The sequence below is a fragment of the Streptomyces sp. NPDC006551 genome, from assembly GCF_040611675.1.
Lineage (GTDB): Bacteria > Actinomycetota > Actinomycetes > Streptomycetales > Streptomycetaceae > Streptomyces.
Genome location: NZ_JBEXOT010000004.1, coordinates 173,386 through 197,286 on the forward strand (window position 1 = coordinate 173,386; position 23,901 = coordinate 197,286).

Annotated in this window: 22 protein-coding genes, 2 pseudogenes and 1 riboswitch; of the genes and pseudogenes, 17 read left to right on the forward strand and 7 right to left on the reverse strand. The window is 71.9% G+C overall.

Annotation, left to right across the window (positions count from 1 at the left end):
- Window positions 1-39: 39 nt before the first annotated feature.
- From ABZY12_RS06995 to ABZY12_RS07050, 12 genes are all read left to right on the forward strand, one after another.
- Window positions 40-693, forward strand: coding sequence for a TetR/AcrR family transcriptional regulator (locus tag ABZY12_RS06995; protein ID WP_356887949.1), 654 nt, complete (start codon window positions 40-42; stop codon window positions 691-693).
- Between the two features lie 314 nt (window positions 694-1,007).
- Window positions 1,008-1,928: a squalene synthase HpnC gene (hpnC, locus tag ABZY12_RS07000; protein WP_356887951.1), complete on the forward strand. Its 921-nt coding sequence runs from the start codon at window positions 1,008-1,010 to the stop codon at window positions 1,926-1,928.
- The gene (hpnD, locus tag ABZY12_RS07005; RefSeq protein WP_356887953.1) at window positions 1,925-2,875 is read left to right on the forward strand and encodes a presqualene diphosphate synthase HpnD; all 951 of its coding nucleotides are present in this window, start codon (window positions 1,925-1,927) and stop codon (window positions 2,873-2,875) included. Before hpnC ends, hpnD begins: the two co-directional genes overlap by 4 nt.
- Before the next feature lie 82 nt (window positions 2,876-2,957).
- The gene (hpnE, locus tag ABZY12_RS07010) at window positions 2,958-4,355 is read left to right on the forward strand and encodes a hydroxysqualene dehydroxylase HpnE (RefSeq protein WP_356887955.1); all 1,398 of its coding nucleotides are present in this window, start codon (window positions 2,958-2,960) and stop codon (window positions 4,353-4,355) included.
- A complete protein-coding gene (locus ABZY12_RS07015) occupies window positions 4,352-5,452 on the forward strand; it encodes a polyprenyl synthetase family protein (RefSeq protein ID WP_356887957.1) in 1,101 nt (366 codons plus the stop codon). The genes hpnE and ABZY12_RS07015 overlap by 4 nt, the downstream gene beginning before the upstream one ends.
- 108 nt (window positions 5,453-5,560) lie before the next feature.
- A complete protein-coding gene (shc, locus tag ABZY12_RS07020; RefSeq protein WP_356887959.1) occupies window positions 5,561-7,546 on the forward strand; it encodes a squalene--hopene cyclase in 1,986 nt (661 codons plus the stop codon).
- Window positions 7,546-8,199 carry a 1-hydroxy-2-methyl-2-butenyl 4-diphosphate reductase gene (locus ABZY12_RS07025; protein ID WP_356887961.1) on the forward strand — a complete coding sequence of 218 codons (654 nt, stop codon included), beginning with the start codon at window positions 7,546-7,548 and terminating at the stop codon, window positions 8,197-8,199. Before shc ends, ABZY12_RS07025 begins: the two co-directional genes overlap by 1 nt.
- A gap of 7 nt (window positions 8,200-8,206) precedes the next feature.
- Complete coding sequence (hpnH, locus tag ABZY12_RS07030) at window positions 8,207-9,229, forward strand: adenosyl-hopene transferase HpnH (RefSeq protein ID WP_356887963.1); 1,023 nt, start codon at window positions 8,207-8,209, stop codon at window positions 9,227-9,229.
- 123 nt (window positions 9,230-9,352) lie between these two features.
- Complete coding sequence (gene dxs, locus ABZY12_RS07035; protein ID WP_356887965.1) at window positions 9,353-11,233, forward strand: 1-deoxy-D-xylulose-5-phosphate synthase; 1,881 nt, start codon at window positions 9,353-9,355, stop codon at window positions 11,231-11,233.
- Window positions 11,230-12,615 carry an aspartate aminotransferase family protein gene (locus tag ABZY12_RS07040; RefSeq protein ID WP_356887967.1) on the forward strand — a complete coding sequence of 462 codons (1,386 nt, stop codon included), beginning with the start codon at window positions 11,230-11,232 and terminating at the stop codon, window positions 12,613-12,615. Before dxs ends, ABZY12_RS07040 begins: the two co-directional genes overlap by 4 nt.
- Window positions 12,616-12,704: 89 nt before the next feature.
- Window positions 12,705-13,418, forward strand: a complete 714-nt coding sequence (locus ABZY12_RS07045) for a helix-turn-helix domain-containing protein (RefSeq protein ID WP_356887969.1) — start codon at window positions 12,705-12,707, stop codon at window positions 13,416-13,418.
- Between the two features lie 20 nt (window positions 13,419-13,438).
- Complete coding sequence (locus tag ABZY12_RS07050; RefSeq protein ID WP_356887971.1) at window positions 13,439-13,594, forward strand: DUF6126 family protein; 156 nt, start codon at window positions 13,439-13,441, stop codon at window positions 13,592-13,594.
- An 18-nt stretch (window positions 13,595-13,612) separates the two neighbouring features.
- Here ABZY12_RS07050 and ABZY12_RS07055 read toward each other — a convergent pair whose 3' ends face one another.
- Window positions 13,613-14,425 (reverse strand): tyrosine-protein phosphatase, encoded by an 813-nt coding sequence (locus ABZY12_RS07055; RefSeq protein WP_356887973.1) that lies wholly within the window; start codon window positions 14,423-14,425, stop codon window positions 13,613-13,615.
- Window positions 14,426-14,782: 357 nt separating this feature from the next.
- A riboswitch (cyclic di-AMP (ydaO/yuaA leader) is annotated at window positions 14,783-14,972 on the forward strand.
- A gap of 4 nt (window positions 14,973-14,976) precedes the next feature.
- Between ABZY12_RS07055 and ABZY12_RS07060 the strand changes: the two genes are divergently transcribed.
- Complete coding sequence (locus ABZY12_RS07060; RefSeq protein ID WP_356887975.1) at window positions 14,977-15,954, forward strand: LysM peptidoglycan-binding domain-containing M23 family metallopeptidase; 978 nt, start codon at window positions 14,977-14,979, stop codon at window positions 15,952-15,954.
- A 211-nt stretch (window positions 15,955-16,165) separates the two neighbouring features.
- On the forward strand, window positions 16,166-16,933 hold the full coding sequence (locus tag ABZY12_RS07065) for an SGNH/GDSL hydrolase family protein (RefSeq protein ID WP_356887977.1): 768 nt from the start codon (window positions 16,166-16,168) through the stop codon (window positions 16,931-16,933).
- A gap of 16 nt (window positions 16,934-16,949) precedes the next feature.
- Here the strand turns inward: ABZY12_RS07065 and ABZY12_RS07070 are convergent.
- A pseudogene (locus ABZY12_RS07070) lies at window positions 16,950-17,059 on the reverse strand (radical SAM protein); the annotation flags it as partial.
- A gap of 178 nt (window positions 17,060-17,237) precedes the next feature.
- Here ABZY12_RS07070 and ABZY12_RS07075 point away from each other — a divergent pair.
- Window positions 17,238-18,050, forward strand: coding sequence for an SIMPL domain-containing protein (locus tag ABZY12_RS07075; RefSeq protein WP_356887979.1), 813 nt, complete (start codon window positions 17,238-17,240; stop codon window positions 18,048-18,050).
- On the opposite strand, the gene ABZY12_RS07080 is transcribed toward ABZY12_RS07075, so the two are convergent.
- Entirely contained in the window at window positions 18,035-18,658 is a 624-nt protein-coding gene (locus ABZY12_RS07080) for a TetR family transcriptional regulator C-terminal domain-containing protein (protein ID WP_356887981.1), read from the reverse strand. The genes ABZY12_RS07075 and ABZY12_RS07080 overlap by 16 nt on opposite strands.
- Before the next feature lie 57 nt (window positions 18,659-18,715).
- On the reverse strand, window positions 18,716-19,894 hold the full coding sequence (locus ABZY12_RS07085) for a Glu/Leu/Phe/Val dehydrogenase dimerization domain-containing protein (protein ID WP_356887983.1): 1,179 nt from the start codon (window positions 19,892-19,894) through the stop codon (window positions 18,716-18,718).
- Between the two features lie 201 nt (window positions 19,895-20,095).
- Here ABZY12_RS07085 and ABZY12_RS07090 point away from each other — a divergent pair, with 201 nt between their 5' ends.
- Window positions 20,096-21,325 (forward strand): MBL fold metallo-hydrolase, encoded by a 1,230-nt coding sequence (locus tag ABZY12_RS07090; RefSeq protein ID WP_356887985.1) that lies wholly within the window; start codon window positions 20,096-20,098, stop codon window positions 21,323-21,325.
- Window positions 21,326-21,577: 252 nt separating this feature from the next.
- Window positions 21,578-21,791: pseudogene (locus ABZY12_RS07095) on the forward strand (IS701 family transposase); the annotation flags it as partial.
- A gap of 118 nt (window positions 21,792-21,909) precedes the next feature.
- Here the strand turns inward: ABZY12_RS07095 and ABZY12_RS07100 are convergent.
- The 3 genes from ABZY12_RS07100 to ABZY12_RS07110 all read right to left on the reverse strand — a co-directional run bounded on the left by ABZY12_RS07100 (window position 21,910) and on the right by ABZY12_RS07110 (window position 23,835).
- Entirely contained in the window at window positions 21,910-22,431 is a 522-nt protein-coding gene (locus ABZY12_RS07100) for a hypothetical protein (protein ID WP_356887987.1), read from the reverse strand.
- A gap of 151 nt (window positions 22,432-22,582) precedes the next feature.
- Window positions 22,583-23,284, reverse strand: a complete 702-nt coding sequence (locus ABZY12_RS07105; protein ID WP_356887989.1) for a 2-phosphosulfolactate phosphatase — start codon at window positions 23,282-23,284, stop codon at window positions 22,583-22,585.
- A 113-nt stretch (window positions 23,285-23,397) separates the two neighbouring features.
- Entirely contained in the window at window positions 23,398-23,835 is a 438-nt protein-coding gene (locus ABZY12_RS07110) for a MarR family winged helix-turn-helix transcriptional regulator (RefSeq protein ID WP_356887991.1), read from the reverse strand.
- Window positions 23,836-23,901 lie beyond the last annotated feature (66 nt).

Sequence of the window (23,901 nt, forward strand, 5' to 3'; positions counted from 1 at the left end):
TGGGATGTTCATGCGGTCAACATCGGGCAGGATGAGCCCATGGCAGCCTTCTCGGGGGGAAAGTCCTACCACCACGGCGATCTGCGCAACGCGCTGATCTCCGCGGCCGTCGACCTCGCCACCGAGGGCGGCCCCGAACGGGTCGTGCTGCGCGAGGCCGCCCGCCGGGTCGGCGTCTCGCCCACCGCCGCCTACCGCCACTTCGACGGCCGGGGCGAGCTGCTGCGCGCCGTCAAGATCCACGCTCAGCGGGCGCTCGCCGACGCCATGGAGCACGCCGCCGCCCGCACCCCCGGCGCCGACGAACCGGCCGTCGCCGCCGAGCAGCGGCTCGCCGCCCTCGGTCGCGGCTACGTCGGCTTCGCCCTCGACCAGCCAGGGCTCTACCGCGCCGCCTTCTGCACCCCCCGATCCTCCTGCGCGGACGGCTTCGCACCCGCTGTACCCGCCTCGGAGGCCGAACCCGAGATCCGGGCGTTCACGCTGCTCACCGACGCGCTGGCGGCACTGGCCCGGACCGGCCGCGTCCCGGACCGGGCCCGGCCGGCGACCGAGGTGGCGGCGTGGTCCGCCGTGCACGGACTGTCCCTCCTGCTGCTCGACGGCCCCCTCCGTCGGCTTCCCGCGCAGCGCCGCCACGACGTCGTCGAGTCCACCCTCGCCATGGTCGTCTCCGGCGCCCGCGCCGACTGAAGGTCAACGGAGCGTGAACTTCCGCCGTCTCAAGGAAAGTTGACACGCACGGCGCGGTATTTCCGGTGTGCTCCGCACCCCGGCGAGGCGTTGGGCGTTGTACAACGTAAGCTGTAGCGGTGCTGATTCGTGGCAAGTGGGGCGATACCCCCTAGCATCCCGGCCGCCAGGCGGTGATCCCCCCGGGGGAGACCGGTGGCGTGTCCGAAATAGGATGGATTGGATCGGCAGTGTAGAACAGGAGATGTGACGGCCATGACGCGAAATCTCCAGCTCCCCGAGGGTGTCGCCGTCCCCGCGTCGGGCAGCCCTCAGTGACGGGAACCCGGCAGGCGCGCCCCGACGCCACATCGCGCGCCACGCTCGACAAGGCCACGGACGAGAACTTCCCCGTGGCCCCCTTCTTCCTGCCCCGCGCCTGGCGCGACGATCTCATGGCCGTGTACGGCTACGCCCGTCTCGTCGACGACATCGGCGACGGCGACCTCGCGCCCGGCGGCGCCGACGCCCGCCACCTCGGCGTCGACCCCGAGCGGGCCGACGACCGGCTCGCGATGCTGGACGCCTTCGAGGCCGATCTCGCGCGGGTCTTCGACTCCTCCCACGGCGCCCCGCGGCACCCGCTGCTGCGGGCGCTCCGGCCGACCATCCAGCGGTGCGGCCTCACCCCCGAACCCTTCCTCGGGCTGATCGAGGCCAACCGCCAGGACCAGCTCGTACGCCGCTACGAGACCTACGACGAACTCCTCGCGTACTGCGCACTCTCCGCCAACCCCGTCGGCCGTCTCGTCCTCGCGATCACCGGCACCGAGACCCCCGAACGCGTCCGTCGCTCCGACACCGTCTGCACCGCCCTGCAGATCGTCGAGCACCTCCAGGACGTCGCCGAGGACCTCCGCCGGGACCGGATCTATCTCCCGGCCGAAGACCTGAAGCGCTTCCACGTCACCGAGGACGACCTCGCCCGGCCCACCGGCGGCGCGTCGGTGCGCGCCCTGATCGCCTTCGAGGCCGCACGCGCCCGGGCACTCCTGGACGACGGAACCCCGCTGGTCGGGAGCGTCCACGGCAGGCTGCGGCTGCTGCTCGCCGGATTCACCGCCGGCGGACACGCGGCGCTCGACGCGATCGCCGCCGCCGGTTTCGACGTCCTGCCGAGGCCGCCCAGGGCCACCACGGCGAGTGTGATGCGCCAAGCGGGAACGGTCCTGCTCCGAGCGCGGAGAGAGGGGTGAGCCGGACCGTGGAGGAACAGACGGAGGCGTCCGCACCGGTGCAGGCGGCGTACAGCTACTGCGAGGCCGTCACCGGACAGCAGGCCCGTAACTTCGCCTACGGCATCCGACTGCTGCCCACCGAGAAGCGACAGGCCATGTCGGCGCTGTACGCGTTCTCCCGGCGCGTCGACGACATCGGCGACGGCGCCCTCGCGCCCGACGCCAAGCGGGAGCGGCTCGAATCCACCCGCGCGCTTCTGGACCGGATCCGCCAGGGCGCCGTCGACGAGGACGACACCGACCCCGTCGCGGTCGCCCTCACCGACGCGTCCCGGCGCTTCCCGATCCCGCTCGGCGGCCTCGACGAACTCATCGACGGCGTGCTGATGGACGTCCGCGGCGAGTCGTACGAGACCTGGGACGACCTCAAGACCTACTGCCGGTGCGTCGCCGGCGCCATCGGACGGCTCTCGCTCGGCGTCTTCGGCACCCAGCCCGGCGCACACAGCGCGGAGCGCGCCGCCGAGTACGCCGACACCCTGGGGCTCGCCCTCCAGCTCACCAACATCCTCCGGGACGTACGGGAGGACGCCGGGAACGGGCGCACCTACCTGCCCGCCGACGACCTGGCCAAGTTCGGCTGCGGCGACGGCTTCGAGAGCGACGTCCCGCCGGCCGGGGCCGACTTCACCGGACTCGTCCACTTCGAGGTCCGGCGCGCACGGGCCCTGTTCGCCGAGGGCTACCGCCTGCTGCCCATGCTCGACCGGCGCAGCGGTGCCTGTGTCGCCGCCATGGCCGGGATCTACCGGCGCCTGCTCGACCGGATCGAACGCGACCCCGAGGCCGTCCTGCGCGGCCGCGTCTCCCTGCCCGGCCGGGAGAAGGCGTACGTCGCCGTGCGCGGCCTCTCCGGCCTCGACACCCGTCACATCGCCCGCCGCACCGTCAGGAGGCGCGTATGACGCCTCCGTACGAGCCGGGACGGCGGGCAACCCGTACGGCCCCCGGCGCGTCCCTGCCAGCGACGGCCCGAGGGGGGATCGTATGACCACCGACGCCACGTTCTCCGGCGCACAGCCGCACGCCGTCGTCGTCGGCGGCGGCCTCGCCGGGATCACGAGCGCGCTGCGGCTGGCGGGCGCCGGGGTCCGCGTCACCCTGCTCGAAGGACGGCCGCGGCTCGGCGGTCTCGCGTTCTCCTTCCGGCGCGGCGACCTCACCGTCGACAACGGCCAGCACGTCTATCTGCGCTGCTGCACCGCCTACCGCTGGTTCCTCGACCGGATCGAGGGCGCGCACCTGGCGCCCCTGCAGAAGCGCCTGGACGTGCCCGTCCTCGACGTCGCCCACCCCCGCGGCCCCCGCCTCGGACGGCTGCGCCGCACCGCCCTCCCCGTACCTCTCCACCTCGCCCGGAGCCTGGCCGGCTATCCGCACCTCTCCCTCGCGGAGCGGGCGAGCGTCGGGCGCGCGGCGCTCGCGCTGAAGCGGCTCGATCCCGCCGACCCGGCCCTCGACGGCATCGACTTCGGCACCTGGCTCGGCCGGCACGGCCAGTCCCCGCGCGCCATCGAGGCCCTGTGGGACCTGGTCGGAGTCGCCACGCTCAACGCCACCGCACCCCACGCCTCCATGGGCCTGGCCGCGATGGTGTTCAAGACCGGTCTCCTCTCCGAGCCGGGCGCCGCCGACATCGGCTGGGCCCATGTGCCGCTCGGCGACCTGCACGACACCCTGACCCGCAAGGCCCTCGACTCCCTCGGGGTCCGCACCGAACTGCGGACCAAGGCCGAGCGGGTCACCCGCACCGACGACGGGCGCTGGTCCGTCGAGGTGCCGGGAGAGACGATCGAGGCGGACACCGTCGTGCTCGCCGTACCGCAGCGCGAGACCCGGGAACTCCTCCCCGACGGCGCCCTCGACGACCCCGACCGCCTCCTCGACATCGGCACCGCCCCCATCCTCAACCTGCATGTCGTCTACGACCGCAAGGTACTCCGGCAGCCGTTCTTCACCGCCCTCGGCTCCCCCGTCCAGTGGGTCTTCGACCGCACCGACTCCTCCGGCCTCACGGGCGGCGGGCAGTACCTCGCCGTCTCCCAGTCCGCCGCCCAGGACGACATCGACGAGCCCGTCGCCGTCCTGCGCGAGCGCTACCTCCCGGAGCTGGAGCGGCTGCTGCCCGCCGCGCGCGGCGCCGGGATCCGGGACTTCTTCGTGACCAGGGAGCGGACCGCGACGTTCGCCCCGACCCCGGGCGTCGGCCGGCTCCGCCCGGGCGCCCGCACCCGCGCCCCCGGCCTGTACCTGGCCGGCGCGTGGACCGCCACCGGCTGGCCCGCCACCATGGAGGGTGCCGTCCGCAGTGGTTTCAGCGCCGCGGGTGCCGCGCTTTCGGCCCTCGGCCGCCGCCATGAACATCCGCCGCAGGAGGCGGTATGAGTGTGAGTACTGGAACAAGAGGAGAGACCGTGCCGACAGTGCCCCCGGTGAAACCGGCCGTCGACACCGCGGACGTGACCGCTCTGCTGGAGCGGGGGCGGACCCTGTCCACCCCCGTGCTGCGGGCGGCCGTCGACCGGCTCGCACCGCCCATGGACACGGTGGCCGCCTACCACTTCGGCTGGATCGACGCCCAGGGCAACCCCGCCGACGGCGACAGCGGGAAGGCCGTGCGCCCCGCGCTCGCGCTGATCTCCGCCGAGGCGGCCGGAGCCCCGGCCGAGATCGGCATCCCCGGCGCCGTCGCCGTGGAACTCGTCCACAACTTCTCGCTGCTGCACGACGACCTGATGGACGGCGACGAGCAGCGCCGCCACCGCGACACCGTCTGGAAGGTGCACGGACCCGCTCAGGCGATCCTCGTCGGCGACGCCCTGTTCGCGCTCGCCAACGAGCTGCTGCTCGAACTTGGCACCGTCGAGGCCGGCCGCGCCACCCGCCGGCTGACCACCGCCACCCGCAAGCTCATCGACGGGCAGGCCCAGGACATCTCCTACGAGCACAGGGAGCGGGTCACTGTCGAGGAGTGCCTGGAGATGGAGGGCAACAAGACGGGCGCGCTGCTCGCCTGTGCCGTCTCCATCGGTGCCGTCCTCGGCGGCGCCGACGACCGCACGGCGGACAAGCTGGAGGAGTACGGCTACCACCTCGGCCTCGCCTTCCAGGCCGTCGACGACGTGCTCGGCATCTGGGGCGACCCGGAGTCGACCGGGAAGCAGACCTGGAGCGATCTGCGCCAGCGCAAGAAGTCCCTCCCGGTCGTCGCCGCCCTCGCCGCGGGCGGACCGGCCTCCGAGCGGCTCGGCGAACTGCTGGCCGCCGACGCCAAGTCCAACGAGTTCGAGTCCTTCTCGGAGGAGGAGTTCGCCACCCGCGCGGCCCTCATCGAGGAGGCCGGGGGCCGCGACTGGACCTCCCAGGAGGCCCGCCGCCAGCACGCCATCGCCATCGAGGCCCTGCACGAGGTCGACATGCCCGAGCGGGTCAGGGCGCAGCTCACCGCGCTCGCCGACTTCGTCGTCGTACGGAAGAGATGATCACCATCACCCTGATATGAGCTCGCGGTCGCCGGCCGGTGCCACCGGGCACCGGCCGACGGCAGACCCGAAGAAGCAGAAGTAGACCTACTGCACGAAGGGGAAGCCATGACAGCGACGACCGACGGAAGCGCCGGGGCCGTGGGCCCCAGCGCGACCGCGGCCCATGCGACACCCGACACCGCGCCCGCGACGACCGGCCTCGACGAGGTCGCCGCCCGGGCCATGGAACGCTCCGTCGAGCATCTGCTCGGCCGCCAGGACGCCGAAGGCTGGTGGAAGGGCGACCTGGAGACCAACGTCACCATGGACGCCGAGGACCTTCTGCTGCGGCAGTTCCTCGGCATCCTGGAGGCCGACACCGCGCGAGCCGCCGCCCTGTACATCCGGGGCGAACAGCGCGAGGACGGCACCTGGTCCACGTTCTACGGCGGGCCCGGCGAACTCTCCACCACCATCGAGGCGTACGTGGCGCTCCGGCTCGCCGGGGACCCGCCCGAAGCCCCGCACATGGCCCGCGCCGCCGCCTGGATCCGCGACCGGGGAGGAATCGCCTCGGCGAGGGTCTTCACCCGGATCTGGCTCGCCCTGTTCGGCTGGTGGCGCTGGGAGGACCTGCCCGAACTGCCGCCCGAGCTGATCTTCCTGCCGAAGTGGTTCCCGCTCAACATCTACGACTTCGGCTGCTGGGCCCGGCAGACCATCGTGCCGCTCACCGTCGTCTCCGCCAAGCGGCCGGTACGTCCCGCGCCCTTCCCGCTGGACGAGCTGCACACCGACCCGTCCCGGCCGAACCCTCCCAAGCCCCTCGCGCCCGCCACCAGTTGGGACGGCGTCTTCCAGCGGCTCGACAAGGCGATGCACCTCTACCACAAGGTCGCTCCCCGCCCGCTGCGCAGGGCCGCCATGAACACCGCCGCCCGCTGGATCGTCGAGCGCCAGGAGAACGACGGCTGCTGGGGCGGCATCCAGCCGCCCGCCGTCTACTCCGTGATCGCCCTGCACCTCCTCGGCTACGACCTCCGGCACCCCGTCATGCGGGCCGGCCTGGAGTCCCTCGACCGGTTCGCGGTCCGGCGCGAGGACGGAGCCCGCATGATCGAGGCCTGTCAGTCGCCGGTCTGGGACACCTGCCTGGCCACCATCGCCCTCGCCGACGCCGGCCTTCCCGCCGACCACCCGGCCCTGGTCAAGGCCGCCGACTGGATGCTCGGCGAGGAGATCGTCAGGCCCGGCGACTGGGCCGTGCGCAGGCCCGGACTCTCCCCGGGCGGCTGGGCGTTCGAGTTCCACAACGACAACTACCCCGATATCGACGACACCGCCGAGGTCATCCTCGCGCTGCGCCGGGTGCGCCACCCCGACCCCGCCCGGGTCGAGTCCGCCATCGCCCGCGGCGCCCGCTGGACCCTCGGCATGCAGTCGCGCAACGGCGCGTGGGCGGCCTTCGACGCCGACAACACCAGCGCCTTCCCCAACCGGCTGCCGTTCTGCGACTTCGGCGAGGTCATCGACCCGCCGTCGGCCGATGTCACCGCCCACGTGGTGGAGATGCTCGCCTACGAAGGCAAGGCCCAGCACCCCCGTACCCGCAGGGGAATCGAGTGGCTGCTCGCCGAACAGGAGCCGAGCGGAGCCTGGTTCGGCCGCTGGGGCGTCAACTACGTATACGGAACCGGATCGGTGGTCCCCGCCCTCGTCGCCGCCGGGCTGTCCGGGTCGCATCCGGCCATCCGCCGGGCCGTCGCCTGGCTGGGGTCCGTACAGAACGAGGACGGCGGCTGGGGCGAGGACCTGCGCTCGTACAAGGAGGAGCCCTGGATCGGTCACGGCGCCTCCACCGCCTCGCAGACGGCCTGGGCGCTGCTGGCGCTCCTCGCCGCCGGGGAGCGCGGGACCGAGACCGTGGAGCGGGGCGTCGCGTGGCTCGCCCGGACCCAGCGCCCGGACGGCTCCTGGGACGAGCCGTACTTCACCGGCACCGGGTTTCCGTGGGACTTCTCCATCAACTACCACCTCTACCGGCAGGTGTTCCCGCTGACGGCGCTCGGCCGCTATGTGAACGGCGAACCGGCCGTCGCCAAGGAGGGCTGATGGGCGAGGAGCCGGGGACCGCGGGCTCCGTGCCGCCGCTGCTGATCGCCTGTGCGCTGGGCATCGAGCAGTTCGCCCTGCGCAGCGGCGGCCGGGGCGGCGCGCCCGGCCCGTTCACCGTGCTGCGTACGGGCATGGGCCCCGCCCACGCCCGTACCGCCGTCGCCCGCGCGCTCGGCGAGACGGACCGGCGGGACGCGGCCGTCGTCGCGTCCGGATTCTGCGCGGGCCTCGCCCCCGGCATGCACCCGGGGGACCTGATCGTCGCCCACGAGACCCGCGGCCCCGACGGCACCACCCCCTGCACCGGGACCGAGCTGCTGGTCGACGCCCTGACCCGGACGCTGCCCGGGCGGACCGTGCACACCGGGCCGCTGACCGGCTCCGACCACGTCGTACGGGGCCACGAGCGGGCGGAGCTGCGGGCCACCGGCGCCATCGCGGTCGACATGGAGTCCGCCGCCACGCTCCGTACCGCCCTGGCCGCCGGGCCGCGCCCGGTTGCGGCCGTACGGGTGGTCGTGGACGCTCCAGAGCATGAGCTGGTCCGGATCGGCACGGTACGCGGTGGAATATCAGCTTTCCGTGTTCTTCGTGCCGTCCTTCCCGCATTCTTCGAATGGCACCGTTCTTTGCTGCTCCCCAGGAGGTGAGCGAGTTATGGCCATGCCGCTCCGTCAGTCCATCCGGGTCGGGACCTACCTCTTCGAACAGAAGCTCCGCAAGCGGGACAAGTTTCCCTTGATCGTCGAACTTGAGCCGCTGTTCGCCTGCAACCTCAAGTGCGAGGGCTGCGGAAAGATCCAGCACCCGGCGGGTGTCCTCAAGCAGCGCATGCCGGTCGCCCAGGCGGTCGGCGCGGTCCTGGAATCCGGGGCGCCGATGGTCTCCATCGCGGGCGGCGAGCCGCTGATGCACCCTCAGATCCATGAGATCACCCGCCAGTTGGTGGCGAGGAGGAAATACGTCTTCCTCTGCACCAACGCGATGCTGCTGCGCAAGAAGCTGGCGGACTTCACCCCCTCCCCGTACTTCGCCTTCGCGGTGCACATCGACGGGCTGCGGGACCGGCACGACGAGTCGGTCGCCAAGGAAGGTGTCTTCGACGAGGCGGTGGCGGCGATCAAGGAAGCCAAGCGACGCGGCTTCCGGGTCACCACCAACTCCACCTTCTTCAACACCGACACCCCGCAGACCGTCATCGAGGTGCTCAACTTCCTCAACGACGACCTCCAGGTCGACGAGATGATGATCTCGCCCGCGTACGCCTACGAGAAGGCACCCGACCAGGAGCACTTCCTGGGCGTCGAGCAGACCCGGGAGCTCTTCAAGAAGGCCTTCGCCGGCGGCAATCGCCGCCGCTGGCGGCTCAACCACTCGCCGCTCTTCCTGGACTTCCTGGAGGGCAGGGCGGACTTCCCGTGCACCGCCTGGGCGATTCCGAACTACTCCCTCTTCGGCTGGCAGCGCCCCTGCTATCTGATGAGCGACGGCTACGTCCCCACCTACCGCGAACTGATCGAGGAGACCGACTGGGACAAGTACGGCCGCGGCAAGGACCCGCGCTGCGCCAACTGCATGGCGCACTGCGGCTACGAGCCCACCGCCGTCCTCGCCACCATGGGCTCGCTCAAGGAGTCCCTCAGGGCGGTCCGCGAGACCGTCTCGGGGAGCAACGGGTGATCTGAGGGGTGCGGGGAGCCCACGCCGCCGTCGCGCGGGCTCCCCGGCCCGGCGGCGTCGGCGCCACCGACGGGGGTACCCGTGGTGCGTCATGAGCCGACGACCCGAGAAAGGGGGCCGAGCATGACGAGGCTGGAGAACATCCGGGGGCCGCACGACCTGCGGCCGCTGAGCGGTGCGGAACTCGACGAACTCGCCGGGGAGATCAGGCGGTTCCTGATCGACGCGGTCGCCAGGACCGGCGGCCATCTGGGCCCCAACCTCGGCGTCGTGGAACTCACCCTCGCCCTGCACCGCGTCTTCGACTCACCCGCCGACCGCATCCTGTGGGACACCGGCCACCAGAGCTATGTCCACAAACTCCTCACCGGGCGCCAGGACTTCTCCAAGCTGCGCGGCAAGGGCGGGCTCTCCGGATACCCCTCCCGCGAGGAGTCCGTGCACGACGTCATCGAGAACTCCCACGCCTCCACCGTCCTCGGCTGGGCCGACGGCCTGGCCAAGGCCCATGAGGTGCTCGGCCGGCCCGACCACGTCGTCGCCGTCATCGGCGACGGCGCCCTCACCGGAGGCATGGCCTGGGAGGCGCTCAACAACATCGCCGCCGCCCGCGACCGCCCGCTGATCATCGTCGTCAACGACAACGAGCGCTCCTGCGCGCCGACGATCGGCGGCCTCGCCGACCACCTGGCGACCCTGCGGACCACCGACGGCTATGAACGCTTCCTCGCCTGGGGCAAGGACCTCCTGACGCACACGCCCGTCGTCGGACCACCGCTCTACGGGTCGCTGCACGGGGCCAAGAAGGGGTTCAAGGAGGCCTTCGCGCCGCAGGGCATGTTCGAGGACCTGGGCCTGAAGTACCTCGGGCCCGTCGACGGCCACGACATCGGCGCCGTCGAGGCCGCGCTGCGCCGGGCGAAGCGCTTCCACGGCCCGGTGCTCGTGCACTGCCTCACCGAGAAGGGGCGCGGATACGGTCCGGCCGTCGAGGACGAGGCCGACCGCTTCCACGCCGTCGGCGCGATGGACCCGCTCACCTGCGCACCGCTCACCCCGGCCGCGGGACCGAGCTGGACCTCCGTCTTCGGGGAGGCGATCGCCGAGATCGGAGCCGAGCGGCCGGACGTCGTCGCGATCACGGCGGCCATGCTCCATCCGGTCGGGCTCACGGCCTTCGCCGACCGGTTCCCCGACCGGATCTGGGACGTGGGCATCGCCGAGCAGCACGCCACCGTCTCGGCGGCCGGTCTCGCGGCCGGCGGGCTCCATCCGGTCGTCGCCGTGTACGCGACCTTCCTCAACCGTGCCTTCGACCAGCTCCTGATGGACGTGGCGCTGCACAAGTGCGGGGTCACCTTCGTCCTGGACCGGGCCGGGGTCACCGGCACCGACGGAGCCTCCCACAACGGCGTGTGGGACCTCTCCCTCCTCCAGGTCGTCCCCGGGCTGCGGATCGCCGCTCCGCGCGACACCGACCAGCTGAGGGCCCAGCTGCGCGAGGCCGTCGACGTCGACGACGCGCCGACGCTGCTGCGTTTCCCCAAGGAGACGGCGGGGGAGCCGATCCCGGCCGTGGGCCGCGTCGGCGGCATGGACGTCCTGCTCGACGAGCCGGACGCGGACGTGCTGCTGGTGGCCGTGGGCGTGATGGCCGACGTGTGCCTCCGCGGCGCCGATCTGCTGGCCGGTCGCGGAATCCGCTGCACCGTCGTCGACCCGCGCTGGGTCAAGCCGGTCGACGAGGCGCTCGCCCCGCTCGCAGCCCGGCACCGCCTCGTCACGGTCGTCGAGGACAACAGCCGCACGGGCGGGGTCGGCGCGGCCGTCGGCCAGGCGCTGCGCGACGCCGGGGTCGACGTACCGCTGCGGACGTTCGGAGTCCCCGAGCGGTTCCTCGCGCACGCCAAGCGGAGCGAGATCCTCGCCGACCTCGGGCTCACCCCGGTGGAGATCGCCGGACGGATCAGTGCCGCCCTGGCACACAAGGAGAACGGTCAATGAGCACGGACTTCGACCTCGCGGCGCTGCTCGCCGCCCGTGGCGCCGAGCGTTACGAGCTGCACGCCCGGCACCTCAACCACCAGCTCCCGCGCATGCTCCACACCATCGGCTTCGACAAGGTGTACGAGCGCGCCGAGGGCGCCCACTTCTGGGACTCCGAGGGCGGCGACTACCTCGACATGCTCGCCGGCTTCGGCGTCATGGGCCTGGGCCGGCACCACCCCGTCGTCCGCAAGGCCCTCCACGACGTCCTGGACGCCTCGCTCGCCGACCTCACCCGCTTCGACTGCCAGCCCCTGCCCGGGCTGCTCGCCGAGAAGCTGCTCACCCACAGCCCGCACCTGGACCGGGTCTTCTTCGGCAACAGCGGTACGGAGGCGGTGGAGACCGCGCTGAAGTTCGCCCGGTACGCCACCGGCCGGCCGAGGGTCCTCTACTGCTCCCACGCCTTCCACGGCCTGACCACGGGCTCCCTCTCGGTCAACGGGGAGGACTGCTTCCGGGACGGCTTCGCCCCCCTCCTGCCCGACACCGCGATCGAGCTCGGCGACCTCGACGCGCTGGAGCGGGAACTGCGCAGGGGCGATGTGGCCGCCTTCGTCGTCGAGCCCATCCAGGGCAAGGGGGTGCACGAGGCCCCGCCCGGCTTTCTGCGCGCCGCCCAGGAGCTGCTGCACGAGCACGGGGCCCTGCTGATCGCCGACGAGGTGCAGACGGGGCTCGGCAGGACCGGCGACTTCTACGCGTACCAGCACGAGGAGGGGGTCGAGCCGGACCTGCTCTGTGTCGCCAAGGCGCTCTCCGGCGGATATGTGCCCGTGGGCGCGACGCTCGGTAAGGACTGGATCTTCAAGAAGGTCTACTCCTCGATGGACCGGGTGCTCGTCCACTCCGCCAGCTTCGGCTCGAACGCGCAGGCCATGGCGGCCGGCCTCGCCGTGCTCTCGGTGATGGAGGCCGAGGGGACGGTGGCCAACGCCCGCCGGATGGGGGAGCTGCTGTCCTCGCGGCTGAGGGAACTCGTACCGCGCTACGAGCTGCTGCACGAGATCCGCGGGCGGGGGCTGATGATCGGGATCGAGTTCGGCCGCCCTTCGTCGCTCGGGCTGCGCAGCCGCTGGACGATGCTGCAGGCCGCCCGCAAGGGTCTCTTCGCCCAGATGGTCGTGGTGCCGCTGCTTCAGCGGCACCGGATCCTGACGCAGGTGTCGGGCGACCGTCTGGAGGTGATCAAGCTGATTCCGCCGCTGATCATCGACGAAGCGGACGTGGACCGGTTCGTGACCGCGTTCACGGCGGTGATGGACGATGCGCACGGCGGGGGCGGGCTGATGTGGGACTTCGGGAAGACGCTGGTCAAGCAGGCCGTCGCCCAGCGCTGAGGAATGTGCCAGTGAGGAACGCGGCCGGCACGGTTTGCCTCTGAGGCAAGTAATTTGCCCGGGAGGAAAGATCCTGGCGCAATGGAGGCATGGAGCACCTCGCCGGGGAGCCGTCCCCGGACCCCGCCGCACCGGATCACTCCGCGCCGGATCACTCCGCGCCCGACGCCCCGGACTCGGCCGCGACCGATCCCGACGCCCCCGGCCCCGCCGCACCGGACGCGCTTCCCGATGTGGCGCCGCGGCTGCGCGGGCTGCGCCGGCGGCGCGGGCTCACGCTGGAGGCCGCCGCCCGGCGGGCCGGGCTGTCACCGGCTCATCTCTCCCGCTTGGAGACGGGCCGCCGCCAGCCGTCGCTGCCGATGCTGCTCGCGCTCGCACGTGTCTACGGTACGACCGTCTCGGAACTCCTCGGCGAGGTGCCCCCCGAGCGCGACCCGATCATCCGCGCCGGCCGGGCCGAGCCCGTCGAGGCCGACGGATGGGTCTACCACCAGGCCGGCGGCCCCGGACGCGCCTTGCAGGCACTCCGCGTCCACGTGCCGTACGCCACCCGCGCCGACATCGTGCGGGTCCACCCCGGCGAGGAGTGGCTCCACGTCCTCGACGGCCGGGTGCGGCTCGCGCTCGGCGACGCCGTGCACGTCCTGGACCCGGGGGACAGCGCGCACTTCGACTCGCTCACCCCGCACCGCATCGGCGCCGCCACCCGAGGCGGCGCCGACCTGCTCTTCGTCCACACGCTGATGCAGAGCCCCGCCGCCGAGCTGTGTCTCGGCGAGGGGACCCCGCACCCGCGCTGAGCCCATCGGAAGGGGCCGACATGTCCGACAAATCCGCCGAGATCACCGGTGAGGAGCGCGGGGGCGGCAAGTTCCCCAAGGGGCTGGTCCTCCGCCTCTTCGCCTACCTGGTCGCCGGGCACCTCTTCGCGGGCTTCCTCTACCTGCTCTTCATGCTCGGCGGGCAGAACCAGTAGCCGCGCCGGCCGGCCGGGCTACGCCTCGGTGACGAGGCGCTCGCGCAGCCGCTCACGGGTCTCGGGGGCGAGCCCGAGACCCTGCGAGAGGTAGTTCTCGGCCGTGCCCCAGGTCCGCTCCATCGTCTCGAACGCGGCCCGGAGGTACTCCACGCGCGCGTCGAAGAGGGGACTGAGCAGCTCCATCACCTCGGGTGCCATGGCGTCCGCGGAGGTGGAGCTGCGGCGGATCTTGTAGCGGCGGTGGGGGTCGTTCGACTTGATGTAGTCCGCCTCGATCGCCTCGCGCTCGACGCCCACCGCGAGCAGCGAGATCGCTATGGACAGACCCGCGCGGTCCTTGCCCGCCGCGCAGTGCATCAGGGCGGGGACGCTGTCCTCGGCCATCGCGTGCAGGACGCGGCTGTGCTCCGCCGTACGCTCGACGATCATCTTCCGGTACGAATCGGACATGCGGTCGGCCGCCTTGCCGTCGCCGAGCGCCTCGCGCAGCTGCTCCAGGTTGCCCGCGCTGACCAGCTTCCAGAACTCCTTGCCGTCGGCCGGGTCGTTGAGCGGTATGTTCACATTTCGTACACCCGGCAGCTCGATGTCCGCGCCCTCCACCTTCCGGTCCGCCGCGTTGCGGAAGTCGAAGACGGTGTGCAGCCCGAGAGTGGACAGGAAGGCCGCGTCCTCCTCCGTGGCGTGCGCGAGATGGCCGCTGCGGAAGAGCCGCCCGAACCTCACCGACCCGCCGTCCACGGTCGGCAGTCCGCCCACGTCCCGGAAGTTGCGGACCCCGCTCAGCTCGGGTTCGGTCGACGGGACCTGCGGCAGCTGCTGCGTCACGAGTGCTCCTGAGTGTTGGCGGACTTCGACGATACGAGATCGGTTCCTGGGGCAATCATTCCGGGTGGCGGCCCGCTCGCACACCCCTGGGGCGGTAATGAGCGTTCTGTCCGAATTGGGGCGTTAGGGATAACGCGCCCTGGTAGCGGGGGAGATGGGTTCCGGGGCGTGAGCAGCGTCATAACCGTGACGGACCGTGCCTGATCGTCTTCCGCAATAGCCCTGCGAGAAAAGGAAATCGAGGCTCCGTCATCGCGGAGGGTGACCAGAATTCCGGTTGAATTTCACGGCGGGGAATGCGAGATGAATGCGACGGCTTGTTCGCGCCGACCCCGCTCGTCTACGGTCACCGTCAATCCGGTCGGACCGCCGAATCCTGCCACCGTCCGGAATCCGCACCCACCCACGTATGGCAGGAGCGGGGGACCCAGGTAGTACGCCGATCCGGCTCATGCCGGACCGGCTCGGGGTGAAGCCGCGTGAAAACGCGGCCGGACATCTCCAGTCCGAACCCGACAGCTCACCTCGTAGGCGACGGAGAGGAATTCGCCATGCCCGCGAAGGGTAAGCACCGCCGTCCCAAGGTCAACCCGATCACGCGCGGATTCGTCGCCGCCGGTACGGGTGGCGCCGTCGTCGCCCTGCCGCTCCTCGGCGCGACCGGAGCCCACGCCGCCGAGAAGACCGCTCCCGCCGTGACGCCCGAGCAGGCCGTCGCCGCTGTCGCCGCCGCCCCGGCGAAGGCCCCGGCCGCCGCGCCCGCCGCCGCCAAGGCCAAGCCGAAGACGTACTCCGTCGTCGCCGGCGACTATCTGTCCAAGATCGCCGCCGAGCACCACCTGGCCGGCGGCTGGAAGAAGCTGTACCAGGACAACCGCCAGGTCGTCGGCGAGAACCCCTCGCTGATCTTCCCCGGCATGAAGCTCACCCTCGGCGCCAAGTCCACGGCCAAGGCGCCCGCGCCCAAGGCCGCCGCCCCGAAGGCGGCTCCGAAGGCGGCTCCCAAGGCGGCTCCCAAGGCCGCTCCGAAGGTCGAGAAGTCCACCTCCGACGCGGCGGAGTCGCGCAGCTCCCGCAGCAGCGAGCGCGCCGCCGTGGAGTCCACGCCGGCGTCGCAGTCCTCCTCCGGCTGGGTCTCCCCGGTGGGCGGCGGTGTCTCCACGCCGTACCGTGCCTCCGGCTCGATGTGGTCCTCCGGCTACCACACCGGTGTCGACTTCATCGCCTCCTCCGGCACCTCCGTCAAGGCCGTCGGCGCGGGCACCGTGTACTCCGCCGGCTGGAGCGGTTCGTACGGCAACGAGGTCGTCATCCAGCACGCCGACGGCACCTACTCGCAGTACGCGCACCTCTCCTCCCTCTCCGTCTCCGCCGGCCAGTCCGTCAACGGCGGCGACCAGATCGGCCTGTCCGGCTCGACCGGCAACTCCAGCGGTCCGCACCTGCACTTCGAGATGCGCACCGGCCCGAGCTACGGCTCGGACATCGACCCGCTCGCCTACCTGCGCCAGAAGGGCGTCAGCGTCTGACGCACCGTCGTCCGGCGCGTCCTCGTCCGACGCGTCCTCGGTACGCTCCCGGGCCCGGCACCTTCGTGCCGGGCCCTCGGCGTATTCCGGCTTGGTGCAATCTTGACCGGTGGCATATGTCACTCACCGTCAACCCCTCCTTACGGTCGCGTAAGTCACATCCGTAAGGGAAAGATGTGCTCCCGTGGCAGACGATTCGAGATCAAGAGACATGAACGTATTCGGGTCGTACGCGGCGATCGGTGACAGCTTCACCGAGGGCGTCGGAGATCCCGGACCCGACGGGACGTATGTGGGATGGGCAGACCGTTTCGCGGTTCTGCTCGCCGACCGGCTGCCGGAGCACGACGCGTTCCGTTACGCCAATCTGGCCGTACGCGGCCGCCTCCTCGACCAGATCGTGGAGGAGCAGGTACCCAGGGCTAAGGAACTCGCCCCCGACCTGGTGACCTTCTGCGCGGGCGGCAACGACATCATCCGTCCCGGCAGCGACCCGGACGACGTCGCCGAGCGCTTCGAACGCGCCGTCGCCGACCTCACCTCCGCCGTCGGCACGGTCATGGTCACGACCGGCTTCGACACCCGGGACGTGCCCGTGCTGCGCCATCTGCGCGGCAAGATCGCCACCTACACGGCCCATGTCCGGGCCATCGCCGACCGGTACGGCTGCCCGGTCCTGGACCTCTGGTCGCTCAAGTCCGTCCAGGACAGGCGCGCTTGGGACGGCGACCGGCTGCATCTGTCGCCCGAGGGGCACACCCGGGTCGCGCTGCGCGCCGCCCAGGTCCTCGGCATCCCGGTGCCGGCCGACCCGGACCAGCCGTGGCCGCCGCTGCCCCCGCGCGGGACGCTGGAGGTGCGCCGCGACGACATCCTGTGGGCCAGGGAGTATCTGGTGCCCTGGATCGGTCGCCGGCTGCGGGGCGAGAGCTCGGGCGACCACGTGGCGGCCAAGCGCCCGGACCTCCTGCCCCTGTAGCCGTAGGTGCCACGGCGGCCGGGATCCGCTCCAGGACACGCCCGCGAACACGTCGTACCACGACAGCGTCTCCAGATGGAGGTAGCGGATGTGGCAGTCGCACACGGCGAGCGGGCAGGCGCGCGGGGCGCAGGGCGGCGCGGCAGAGCCCCCGCCCCACCCGCCATGGACCGGAGGCGCCGGTCGTTCGCGCGGGCCTGAGCGGGTGACGGGGCAGGAGTGGCGCCCCGGGACGGGCGCTGGGGGGTGCTGGGATGTGGGCGCGCGCCGGAGTCTCCGGCAGCCGTTCACGAAGGGATCGCCCGTGACGACCAGTCATCGCTCCACCGTCAGCGACCGCTTCCCCGCCCACGTCTCCGGCAGGCTCCCGGCCGGCCGCCGGCTGCGCCGCGCCTTCACCACGGGCACGGTGCTCGGCGGCCTCCTGCTCGCCGGCGCGGGACCCGCGCTCGCCGTGGGGGCCGACGGGGCGGCACCCCCGGCCACCGTCCGCACCGCGAAGGCCACCACCCTCACCGTGACCGGGGCCGGACGGGCCGCCGCCGCGCCCGACCTGGTCGTCCTCTCGGTGGGCGTCGAGGTCACCCGTAAGACCGCCAAGGAGGCGATGAGCGCCCAACGATCCGCCGCCGAGGCGTTGCTCGCCGCGCTGCGCGAGCAGGCCGTCGCCGCCGGTGACATCAGGACCGACAGTCTGTCCCTCTCCACGGTCTACGGCCAGAGCGACGGCGGCGAGACCGAGGTGACCGGTTATCAGGCCGGCCAGTCCTTCTCCGTGAAGGTCCGGGACATCGACCGCGCGGGCCGGGTCATCGGGGCCGTGACCGACGCGACCGGGGACGCGGGCCGGGTCAACGGCGTCGCGTTCGACGTCGCCGACCGGAGCGCGTTGCGCGCCCAGGCCCGCGAGGCCGCGCACCGGGACGCGTACGAGAAGGCTTCCCAGCACGCACGGCTCAGCGGGCTTCGGCTCGGCCGGCTCGTCTCGCTGACCGAGGACGACGCCACCCGTCCCGGCGCCGTGCCCGGCGTCCCCGCCGACGCGCAGCAGGTTCCCCTGGCCCCCGGTGAGATCGAGGAACAGGTCACGGTCACGGCGGTCTACGAGCTGCGCTGACCGTCCGGGTCGGGGCCGGGCAGACCCAACTCCCGGACCAGCGCCGCATCGGCCCACTCCAGCATCGAGGCGCGCGAAAGGGATCCGGCGTACGAGGTCATCTGCACGGCCAGCCCGTCCAGGAAGGCGGTCAGCCGCCAGGCCGCGGCCGCCGGGTCCTGGCAGGGGAACTCACCGGCCGCCGCGCCTTCGGCGATCACGTCGGCCAGCGCCGCCTTCCACTGCTGATCGAGGGCGCCCGCGACCTCGCGCAGGGCCGGTTCGCGCAGACTGGCCGACCAGCCCTCGATCCACAGCCGCCAGCCCTTGGCCTGCCCGGTGGGGGCGTACCAGCGGACCGCCGACCGCAACCTGCGCAGAGCCGTCGTGCGCCGCCCGAGCAGCGCCCGCAGATGGGCGAGATCGCTCTCGGCGGCGTAGGCGAAGGCCGCCGCGACGAGCTTCTCCTTGGTCGAGAAGTGGTAGAGCACCAGGGCGTTGCTGACCCCGAGCGCGGAGGCGACATCGGCGATCCGTACGGCCGCCACCCCCCGGGCCTCGATCTGCGCGACGGCGGCCCGCAGCAACTCCTCACGCCGCTCCGCCACGTTCAAGCGCACTCTCGCCACGCCGCTCAGCCTACACAGCACATGACGCGGGCATGATCATTTCAACGGTGGTGCCACTCAGTACCAGCCGTGGCGCTCGCCGATCTCCGCCAACCGCTCCTCCGCCAGCGCGTGCGCGGCGGCGCGCGGAGTGGTCCCGTCCGCCTCCGCGCGGTCCAGCATCCGGCCCACCAGGGCCCGCATCGCACTCCGGGTACGGCCGAACGCCTCCTCCGCGTCGGCACCGATGTCACCGAACAGCGTCCACCACCACCAGGCGTTCGTCCCGGAGTTGACCACCACGTCCGGCAGCACCACGACCCCCCGGGCGGCGAGCCGCTCCTCCGCCTCGGGGAGGACCGGCATGTTGGCCGCCTCGACGATCCAGCGCGCCCGGATCCGCTCCTGACCGGCGGTGTCGATCGCGTACGAGACGGCCGCCGGGACCAGGACGTCCACGTCCGCCGTCAGCCAGGCGTCACGGCCCTCCTCCCGGTCCCCGGGCCGCAGCACCGCGCGGTCCACGGTCCCGTGCGCGTCGCGGGACGCGAGCAGCGCCTCCACGTCGAGGCCCGCCGGGTTGACGATCGTCCCCCGCACATCGGCCACGGCCACCACCGTGAGCCCGGCCCGGTCCAGGAACCGGGCCGTGGCGCCGCCCATCGTCCCGAAACCCTGCACCGAGACCCGCGCCCCGGCGTACGGCCTGCCCACCCGGTCCAGCGCCGCCAGAGCCGCCTCGGCGACTCCGCACCCGCCCACCAGCTCGTCGAGCCCGATGCCGTCCACCTTCACGGCGAAGGCGTCGGCGAGCCGCCGCCGCGCCTCCGTCTCGTCGTCCAGGAGGGGGTAGACCGCCTGGATCGAGGAGACGAGCCCCGCCTCGGCGGCCGCCCGGTCGACCAAATCCTGGGTGAGCCCCAGATCCTCCCCCGTGGTCCAGAAGCGCTCGATGTACGGACGCATGGCTCGCAGATAGCGGACCAGGACGCCGTACGCCTCGGGGGAGCGGGGGTCGCAGTCGATCCCGCCCTTGGCGCCGCCGAGCGGGACGTAGCGGCCGCTCGGGTCGTAGTGCAGGGCCTCCTTCATGGTCATGCCCCGGGCGAGCCCGGCGACCTCCTCGGCCGTGCACCCGGCTCGCATCCGCAGGCCGCCGCTGGCCACCCCGCGGACCAGCCGGTCGACCACCAGATGGCCTCGGCTGCCCGTGACGTGGTCGGTCCAGGTGGTGGACAGCAGCGGCGCGGTGCTCATGGTCGTACTCCGGGGATCGGCGGGCTACTGAACAGTGGTTCAGTATGGCTCACGCGGCCCGGCTCGACGGTCAGGGCCTCCGGCGAGGGCCGGCGGGCCGCCCACGAGGCCAGGCGCTACCCACGACGGCGCGGTCGCCACGAGGGTCAGGAGCCGCCCATGACGGCCCAGCCCGCCCACGACGGTCAGGGGCTGCCCATAATGGAACGACCCCCAACCTCAGGAGGCCCTGTGACAGGCACCGGCTCCGACCATCCGCTGCGGTCCCGGCTGCGCGGCCTGCGGCCTGCCGCCTTCGGCGCCGACCCGGCGGGGGAGCGCATGGAGCGCATCCGCCGCTCGCCGAATTACGCGGACGGGGTCTTCCAGAACCCCGTGTCGGCCCGGCACCGGCCCTCCGGCTCCACGCTCGAGTTCGCCAAGGTCTACTTCCAGAAGGAAGCACGGGCGCGCCGGGCCCCCGCCGGCACGATTCCCCTCCACACCGGCACCCTGGACCACCTCGCCGAGCCGCCGGCCTCCGGTCTGCGCCTCACCTGGATGGGGCACTCCAGCGTCCTCGCCGAGATCGACGGCCACCGGGTGCTCTTCGACCCGGTCTGGGGCGACCGCTGCTCGCCCTTCGCCTTCGCCGGCCCCAAGCGTCTGCACCCCGTCCCGGTGCCGCTCGCCGCGCTGGGCCCGGTCGACGTGGTCGTGATCTCCCACGACCACTACGACCACCTCGACCTGCCCACGATCAAGGCGCTGGCCTCGACGGACACCCTCTTCGCCGTGCCGCTGGGGGTGGGCGCCCACCTGGAGCGCTGGGGCGTACCCGCCTCCCGTCTGCGCGAGCTGGACTGGAACGAGACGACGGAGATCGGCGCCCTGCGCCTCACCGCGACCCCCGCCCGCCACTTCTGCGGCCGCGGACTGCGCAACCAGCAGCACACCCTGTGGGCCTCCTGGGTCGTCGCCGGGCCCACGCACCGGATCTACCACAGCGGAGACACCGGCTACTTCCCCGGCTTCCAGGAGATCGGCGCCGCCCACGGCCCCTTCGACGCCACCATGATCCAGATCGGCGCGTACTCGGAGTACTGGCCGGACATACACATGACCCCGGCCGAGGGCATGCGCGCCCACCTCGACCTCCAGGGCGGCGTACCGCACGGGGTGATGCTGCCGATCCACTGGGGCACGTTCAACCTGGCGCTCCACCCGTGGGCGGAGCCGGGGGAGTGGACGAAGGACGCCGCCGAGGAGGCCGGCCAGGCGGTGGCGCTCCCTCGGCCCGGCGAGCCGTTCGAGCCCGCGGGGAAGCTGCCGGAGGAGGCGTGGTGGCGGGCGGTGTCCCATCCGATCGCGCACCCGTGGCGCCGCCCCGTGCCTGCCGAGACCACGCCCGAGGTGCGCAGCGGCGATCTCGACCTCGCGGGAGAGCGATGACGCTCTCCGCGGGGCGCCCGTCCGAGGATCGCAGCACCCGGCGCCGCGCCCTTCGGGTGGGAGACGCTCGACTGCGGTGAGGTCGTCCCCGATCGCGCTCGCGAGGCCTCGTACTCCAGCTGTAGATCATGATCTTGCTGGTGGGGGCCGGTGCGGGACGCGGACGCGGTCCGTGACGATGTCGGCGGTTACGTGGTCGAGCATCTGCACGACGACGCGGCGGCGCTGGTGGTCGACGAGACCGGCGACACGTTGTCCGCCGCGGCCGGCGCGACGGGACGCCGCCCCTTCGACTGGGCCGTCATCGACACCGCCGACCCCGGCCCCGGACACCGGCAGCTGTTGATCCGACGCAACCGCATGACCGGCGAACTCGCCTGCTACCGCTGCTATTCGCGCCTGCACCAACTGGGTCACCTTGGCGATGCTCGCCCACGCCTTCCTCGCCGTCGTGCGGGCCGACGAACAGACCCGCACCCCCGGACCCCCCGGACCCGCCGACCCGCCGACCCGCAACGAAACTCTGACTGAGCGCTTCATCTGGCGTCGATCGCCGGATGAAGTGCTCAACAGCGTCCGGGCCTTCACGCCGGCGCGGGAGAGGCCGCCATCCGGCGCCGGTAGTAGTGCACCGTGACCGCGCCCAGCAGCGGACCCCAGAAGAGCAACGGTGCGTAGACGATGTTGAGCAGCCAGATGCCCCAGGTGGTGGCTTCCATGTCTGCGTTGAGCGACGTGTAGACGAACAGTGCGCCAAAGACACTCGTGGCCAGCGCGCCGAGTCCCGCCACGCCGGTGCCCAGCATGACTGGGACTCGGCGCCCGCGTAGACAGGGGATCCAACGCGGCCATGTCTCACCCCAGCTCTGCACCAGCCCAAGGGTGAGGAACGCGAAAACCTCGGAGATCAGACTGAGGCCGACGAGGACCAGCGATCCCAGGCCAGGAGCCCCCATCTGATCGTATTCGGATTGCGCCAGCCCAACGGGGACACCGACGGCAATGGCCACCCGCCAGAGCGCCGAGGGCACGTTGGTCAACGCGGCGCCTACCGCAGCGAGCCGGGCCCAGCGCGGCACATGGGGCAATACATTCACTTTCGGCATGTGAGCCAGGCTCGTCGATGGGGCACTTGCACACATCGGCCTGCGGTTCCATCCCTCCCCACCCGCGAGGCGGAACTACACGTACGACCGGCGAGCGCGAACTGAAGGCAACCGCTGCACCCAACTGGTGAGAGCGGGACCTCACCAGCGGTCAGATCGGGGCGTCGTCGGTCAGCGAGGGCATGGCGCACGGACGCAGGACCATGAGCGAGTCTTCCAGGGTCGCCACCATGGCGAAGGGGAACCGGTCGAGCTCAAGACAGAGTGCGACGTCATCGGGGTGGACTCCTTGACGCACACCCTCCGCCAGTTCGGTGGCGGCGCGCGACGCGGCAGCGCGGCGGAGGAACTCAACAGCTTCCGTCCCAGCCTCGGCGGCTCTCCGAGCGATGTATTGAGCGCACGCCAGATCTTCATCGGCCTGCCCGTCCTCGCCAGTGACGACGAACGTGACACTGGTGCTCTCGCGCATCCGCAAGAGCTGAGCCGTTGCCTCCGCCACCACGAAGCCGGCGCACAGCACCAGCGGCGCCTCCTTGACCGCGAGGGCGCCGACCGTTCCTGCCGTGGTTTTCTGCACAACGGTCCGTCCGCCGAGGTCAAGAGACCGCAGCAGGCCCGGGGAGTTGACGGCGTCGAAGCCGGGCGCGAGCGGACCGTCTTTGAGCGCCACCCAATCCGGGTGGCGCGCCTTGAGCGCCAGGGCTTCGTCCAGCGACTCAGCAAGAACGATCTTTTCCGCCCCCTGGGCGAAGGCCCAGGCGGCCACGGTGAAAGCGCGCATGACGTCGACGACGACCGCCACGGACGGGGCTTCGGCCAGATCAGCGATACCAAGGAAACGAGCGTCCATTCCGATCATGATCGCGTAGGCCCGACCCGAAGCACCCAGAGAGTGATGCGCATCACATCGAAGGTTTCGGAATGCGGCACCCCGGCTGCCTGCGTCGCGTCGCGCCGTCCTTCTCAGCTCGGAGAGGGTGGCCGGCCCCACGGAGTTTCCAGCGTCGCCCGCAAGGCTTCGACCGTCTCCCGGCCGATTCGCTCGGCGAGTCGCGCCTCCAGCCGTTCAAGGATCACGCCGGCCTGGCGGTGTGCGCGCTCCCCGTCCTCGGTGCGCCGGATCAGCCGCCGGCGGGCCGAGGTGGGGTCCGGGATCTGTTCGAGCAGGCCGGTGGCGACCAGGCCGTGTACGGCCTGATGGGCGGTCTGCCGGGTGACGCCCATGCGTCGGGCCAGCTCGGAGACCGTGGTCCCCTGGTCGTCCAGTACGGCGAAGAGCTGCGCCTGTGTCGGGGACACCGGCGTGGCTCCGGCTGCTTCCAGGGCCGTCAGCAGCCCCTCTTCGAACCAGCGCCGGGCCTCTCCGAGCAACTGGGGAAGGTTGCGGCGAGTGGACTGCATCTGTTCCTCACGGTGGAGCCGGCTCGTAGCCGGCGCTTGATTGCCGACACCTTCTCATGTCAGGCT

Bases quoted from the DNA above. Each gene is read 5' to 3' on its own strand.
- ABZY12_RS06995 (WP_356887949.1), top strand. From the start codon at position 40: ATGGCAGCCTTCTCGGGGGGAAAGTCCTACCACCACGGCGATCTGCGC.
- hpnE (WP_356887955.1), top strand. From the start codon at position 2,958: ATGACCACCGACGCCACGTTCTCCGGCGCACAGCCGCACGCCGTCGTC.
- ABZY12_RS07015 (WP_356887957.1), top strand. From the start codon at position 4,352: ATGAGTGTGAGTACTGGAACAAGAGGAGAGACCGTGCCGACAGTGCCC.
- shc (WP_356887959.1), top strand. From the start codon at position 5,561: ATGACAGCGACGACCGACGGAAGCGCCGGGGCCGTGGGCCCCAGCGCG.
- ABZY12_RS07025 (WP_356887961.1), top strand. From the start codon at position 7,546: ATGGGCGAGGAGCCGGGGACCGCGGGCTCCGTGCCGCCGCTGCTGATC.
- hpnH (WP_356887963.1), top strand. From the start codon at position 8,207: ATGGCCATGCCGCTCCGTCAGTCCATCCGGGTCGGGACCTACCTCTTC.
- dxs (WP_356887965.1), top strand. From the start codon at position 9,353: ATGACGAGGCTGGAGAACATCCGGGGGCCGCACGACCTGCGGCCGCTG.
- ABZY12_RS07040 (WP_356887967.1), top strand. From the start codon at position 11,230: ATGAGCACGGACTTCGACCTCGCGGCGCTGCTCGCCGCCCGTGGCGCC.
- ABZY12_RS07045 (WP_356887969.1), top strand. From the start codon at position 12,705: ATGGAGCACCTCGCCGGGGAGCCGTCCCCGGACCCCGCCGCACCGGAT.
- ABZY12_RS07050 (WP_356887971.1), top strand. From the start codon at position 13,439: ATGTCCGACAAATCCGCCGAGATCACCGGTGAGGAGCGCGGGGGCGGC.
- ABZY12_RS07060 (WP_356887975.1), top strand. From the start codon at position 14,977: ATGCCCGCGAAGGGTAAGCACCGCCGTCCCAAGGTCAACCCGATCACG.
- ABZY12_RS07065 (WP_356887977.1), top strand. From the start codon at position 16,166: ATGAACGTATTCGGGTCGTACGCGGCGATCGGTGACAGCTTCACCGAG.
- ABZY12_RS07085 (WP_356887983.1), bottom strand. From the start codon at position 19,894: ATGAGCACCGCGCCGCTGCTGTCCACCACCTGGACCGACCACGTCACG.
- ABZY12_RS07090 (WP_356887985.1), top strand. From the start codon at position 20,096: ATGGAACGACCCCCAACCTCAGGAGGCCCTGTGACAGGCACCGGCTCC.
- ABZY12_RS07100 (WP_356887987.1), bottom strand. From the start codon at position 22,431: ATGCCGAAAGTGAATGTATTGCCCCATGTGCCGCGCTGGGCCCGGCTC.
- ABZY12_RS07105 (WP_356887989.1), bottom strand. From the start codon at position 23,284: ATGGACGCTCGTTTCCTTGGTATCGCTGATCTGGCCGAAGCCCCGTCC.
- ABZY12_RS07110 (WP_356887991.1), bottom strand. From the start codon at position 23,835: ATGCAGTCCACTCGCCGCAACCTTCCCCAGTTGCTCGGAGAGGCCCGG.